The sequence below is a fragment of the Lutibacter sp. genome (genome assembly GCF_040883305.1).
In the GTDB taxonomy this organism is placed as follows: Bacteria; Bacteroidota; Bacteroidia; order Flavobacteriales; family Flavobacteriaceae; genus Lutibacter.
In genome coordinates, this window is record NZ_JBFLKT010000311.1 from 1 (window position 1) to 4,639 (window position 4,639).

Annotated in this window: 6 protein-coding genes; 2 read left to right on the plus strand and 4 right to left on the minus strand. The window is 31.3% G+C overall.

Translation table 11 applies throughout. The features are described from left to right. From AB1Z17_RS09910 to AB1Z17_RS09925, 4 genes are all read right to left on the minus strand, one after another. Positions 1–350: OadG family protein (locus AB1Z17_RS09910; protein ID WP_368051644.1), on the minus strand; the 350-nt coding region annotated here is incomplete at its 3' end. Between the two features lie 2 nt (positions 351–352). Further along, positions 353–1,912, minus strand: a complete 1,560-nt coding sequence (locus tag AB1Z17_RS09915; RefSeq protein ID WP_368051645.1) for an acyl-CoA carboxylase subunit beta — start codon at positions 1,910–1,912, stop codon at positions 353–355. A gap of 45 nt (positions 1,913–1,957) precedes the next feature. Further along, positions 1,958–2,362, minus strand: coding sequence for a methylmalonyl-CoA epimerase (gene mce, locus AB1Z17_RS09920; RefSeq protein ID WP_368051646.1), 405 nt, complete (start codon positions 2,360–2,362; stop codon positions 1,958–1,960). A gap of 214 nt (positions 2,363–2,576) precedes the next feature. Continuing rightward, positions 2,577–3,530, minus strand: a complete 954-nt coding sequence (locus AB1Z17_RS09925; RefSeq protein WP_368051647.1) for an NAD-dependent epimerase/dehydratase family protein — start codon at positions 3,528–3,530, stop codon at positions 2,577–2,579. A gap of 262 nt (positions 3,531–3,792) precedes the next feature. Between AB1Z17_RS09925 and AB1Z17_RS09930 the strand changes: the two genes are divergently transcribed. Both AB1Z17_RS09930 and AB1Z17_RS09935 read left to right on the plus strand, forming a co-directional pair. Beyond that, positions 3,793–4,398, plus strand: a complete 606-nt coding sequence (locus tag AB1Z17_RS09930; protein ID WP_368051648.1) for a hypothetical protein — start codon at positions 3,793–3,795, stop codon at positions 4,396–4,398. A 9-nt stretch (positions 4,399–4,407) separates the two neighbouring features. Further along, positions 4,408–4,639 (plus strand): nuclear transport factor 2 family protein (locus tag AB1Z17_RS09935; RefSeq protein WP_368051649.1); only part of this gene is annotated, 232 nt, incomplete at its 3' end.

Sequence of the window (4,639 nt, forward strand, 5' to 3'; positions counted from 1 at the left end):
CTATTTTGTGTTCCATAAATTTTAGAACTCCAAGGTGAATAAGGTTTTTTAACTTGTTTTATTGTTAAAATAGCGCTTTCGTGATCGTGTTGCTCGCGCAAATACATATGAACTGCGGCTCCAATTGCAGCAGCAATTTCTCCTGTAAAATCGCGATCGGCTACTGCTTTAATTTCACTAATTTTCTTTTCTTTTCCTTTGGTAATTATTTTGTAGGTAAAAAGCATTAGTGGAAGTCCATATTTAAAGAACAACATAAGTATTACTAAAGCACTAAAAACAATTAATAATCCGGTCATCAAAATAACGTAACCTTCGCTAATTTGATCTGTCATTAAAGGTGTAAACATAGTTATAATGGTATATTTGAGTGTTTTTTAGGCGGATTTACTTCTTTTTTATTTTGAAGTAATTCTAAAGCTCTAACAATTCTAAAACGCGTGTTTCTTGGTTCAATTACATCATCAATAAAACCATATTTTGCAGCTTCGTAAGGGTTTGCAAACTTCTTAGTATATTCTTCTTCTTTTTTATCGATGTATTCCTGTTTTTCTTCAGCATCTTCAATTTTTCTAATATTTGATCCTTCTAAAACTTCAACAGCTCCTTTAGCCCCCATTACAGCAATTTCTGCAGTTGGCCAAGCATAGTTTACATCACCACGTAGTTGTTTACAACTCATTACATCATGAGCTCCACCATAAGATTTTCGTAAAGTGATTGTTACTTTTGGAACAGTTGCTTCACCATAAGCAAAAAGCAATTTTGCTCCGTGTAAAATAATTCCACCGTATTCTTGACCTGTTCCAGGTAAGAAACCAGGTACATCAACTAGTGTAACCAGTGGAATGTTGAACGCATCACAAAAACGAACAAATCTTGCTGCTTTTCTTGAAGCTTCAATATCTAATACCCCAGCGTAATATTTTGGCTGATTTGCAACAATACCAACAGGGTGTCCATTAAATCTTGCAAAACCTACGCAAATATTACGAGCGTAATTTCTATGGACTTCTGTAAATTCGCCATTATCGACTAGGATTGAAATTACATCAACAATATCGTAAGGTTGATTTGGATTTTCAGGGATAATTTCATTTAAAGCATCTTCTAACCTGTCAATAGGATCGTTACAAGTTATAACTGGTGCTTCTTCTAGATTGTTAGATGGTAAATAGCTTAATATTTTTCGAACCAATAATAAGTTTTCTTCGTCATTTGCTGCTAAGAAATGTGATACACCAGATCTGGTAGAGTGAATTTTTGCACCTCCCAATTGTTCTGTTGTTACTACTTCACCTGTTACAGTTTGTACTACTTTTGGACCTGTTACAAACATATAGCTAGTACCTTCGGTCATAATTGTAAAATCGGTAAGGGCAGGAGAATAAACTGCTCCACCAGCACAAGGACCTAAAATTGATGAAATTTGTGGAATTACACCAGATGCCATAATATTTCTTTGAAAAATTTCTGCATAACCAGCTAAAGATCTCACACCTTCCTGAATACGCGCTCCACCACTGTCATTTAATCCAATAACTGGAACTCCAATCTTCATGGCCATATCCATTACTTTACATATTTTTAAAGCATATGTTTCGGATAATGAACCTCCAAATACTGTAAAATCTTGTGCAAAAATGTAAACGATACGTCCGTCTATTGTACCGTGACCAGTTACAACACCATCAGAAAGATAAATTTGTTTATCTAATCCAAAAGATTTTGTTCTGTGGGTTACAAACATATCAAATTCTTCGAAACTATCTTCATCTAAGAGAATATCGATACGCTCACGTGCTGTTAGTTTTCCTTTAGCATGTTGCGAATCGATACGTTTTTCACCACCACCTAATTTCGCTTTGGCTCTTTTTTCAATGAGCTCATTAATTTTATCTTGATTTGCCATTTTTATGTGCTTATCTATTAATTTTTTAAGAAGATACCTAAATTATTATTCTTTAGAACAAAGTTCTGTAAGCACTCCTTGTGTAGATTTTGGATGTAAAAATCCAATTTTTAATCCTTCAGCTCCTTTTCTAGAAACTTTATCAACAAGTTTAACGCCGCGTTCTTCGGCAGTTTTTAATGCTTCAGAAGCATTTGGTACAGCAAAGGCAATATGGTGAATACCTTGTCCTTTTTTCTCAATAAATTTACCAATTGGTCCATCTGGAGAAGTGCTTTCTAATAATTCAATTTTTGTGTCACCTACCAAAAAAAAGGCTGTTTTCACTTTTTGATCAACAACCTCTTCAATATTATAACATTTTAGTCCTAATATATTTTCGTAGTATTTAATTGATTCTTCTAGATTTTCTACTGCTATTCCTAAGTGTTCAATATGTGAAATGTTCATAATTATATAGTATTTTATTAAATTGTCTTTTTTAAAGACACAAAGTTAGTTGAACCCTAAAACTAAAGATATGATAGATGTCATATAATGGGTTATTTTACTAAAACGTTATAGTGAAAAATCTGTTTATTTTCAAGGGTTTAAGTTGTCCAAAAAGGGCTTTAGAGTGTTTAATTAATTTTTTTACTATGTTAAGAAATATAAAATAAATAATTTAAGATTTATATTTTAGAAAGAGGTTGTCTAACATTGTTTGAGATAGTCTTTTAAGATCGTATTTATGCTGCCAATCCCAATCCGATCGAGCTCGTGAATCATCTATACTTTGAGGCCAGCTATCTGCAATAGCTTGTCTAAAATCTGATTGGTATTTTAGTTTAAATGCGGGTATTTTAGTTTTAATTTCATCGGCAATTTCTTTAGGTGTAAAACTAATTGCAGCTAAATTATAAGAAGATCGTATTTTAACTTTTTCTTCAGGTGTATCCATAATTTTTATAGTAGCATCAATAGCATCATCCATAAACATCATTGGTAATTTGGAATTTTTATTTAAAAACGAAGTATATGTGCCTTCAAGTATTGCTTTATGAAAAATTTCAATAGCATAATCTGTTGTACCACCACCTGGATTTGTTTTCCAGCTAATAATTCCAGGGTATCTTAAACTTCTAACATCTACATTGTATTTGTTAAAATAGTATTCGCACCAGCGTTCCCCAGCTTGTTTGCTGATTCCATATACTGTTGATGGTTCCATTATGGTTTCTTGGGGAGTGTTTTCCTTTGGTGTGGTTGGCCCAAAAACTGCTATTGAACTTGGCCAAAATAATTTTTTAATTTTTCCTTCTTTTGCTAAATTTAACACATTAAATAGGGAGTTCATATTTAACTCCCAAGCTTTATCTGGATATTTTTCTCCGGTTGCAGAAAGCATTGCAGCCATTAAATATACATCTGTAACCTTATATTTTTCAATAGTTTTTAAAATAGAATCATAATCCATTGCATTTACTAATTCAAAAGGACCAGATTTAGTTAACTCTTTACTTCCCTTTCTAATATCTGCAGCAATTACAGCTTTTTTACCGTTTATTTCTCGTAATTTTAATGTTAATTCAGTTCCAATCTGACCACAAGCACCAATAATTAAAATCCGTTTTTTCATGTAAATATTGTTGGTTTTTAAGAAGATCAAATATACAGAAATTAAATATCTTAATTTGAAGTACTTGTTTTTTATGAAACGAGCAAGCTAAAAAGTTTATTGCTTATTGAAATGGTAAACATGCTTGCCGGACAGGTAGGTAGCGAACAGTCGCGAGGCTGCTAAATGACCGTTAAAAACAATAAATGTAAATACATGAAAATAATATTTTTTATTTATAAGAGTTATTTTATTACTATTTTTGACAACAAATAGTTTTACAATGAAGTATTTATATAGTTTTTTATTCATAATCTTATTTTTGAGTTTTTCTTGTAATAAAAACAATAAGGTAGAAGAGGTTATCGCTAACGGAGATACTTTAGTGGTAGAAGATACAGATAGAATAATAAATAATACAAGTGAAACACTTATTCCAGAAGCCAAACAAAATCTAAAAGATTGGAAAGAATATCAGAAATTAGACCAGTTTATGTTAAAATATTACAATGTTTCTAATTTAGAAGCACTTAATAATGCTGAAGAACTTTCAGGGTTGGTTAAAAATATGATAGACACCATTAGAGTAGAAAAGTTAACGGCGTTAAATGTAGTGGCTAGATTTAACGTTTTGCATAATGAAACTTTACGATTGGCGGATATGGCAACTATTCGTTCAATTTCTAAAGAGGAAGTTAAAGAAGAAGTCAAAAAAATAATAGATTTATATTCTGCTGTAAACTCAAAAATAAATACTATTTATAAGGCTGAAGATTTACAAAATTCTTTGGAAATAGATACAGAACAACCTGTTGAAGATTTAAGTGTTTCAAAAAAGAAACTTGAATCTAAACGGAAGAGACCTTCTAGTACAATATCAAGACAATAATTTAAACCTATGAAATTCTATTCTTTATTATTTTTAATGTTATTAGTGGTTTCTTGTTCTATAAACGAGGAAAAGAAAGTTAATAAGGTAAACACGATTTCAGAAAAAGAAGCCATTGAAACCGTACTTATTAATTGGCATAAAAATGCTTCTGATGCAAATTTTGAGGCTTATTTTAATGCAATGTCAGACAAAAGTATTTTTATTGGGACAGATGCTTCAGAAAATTGGAATATAGAAG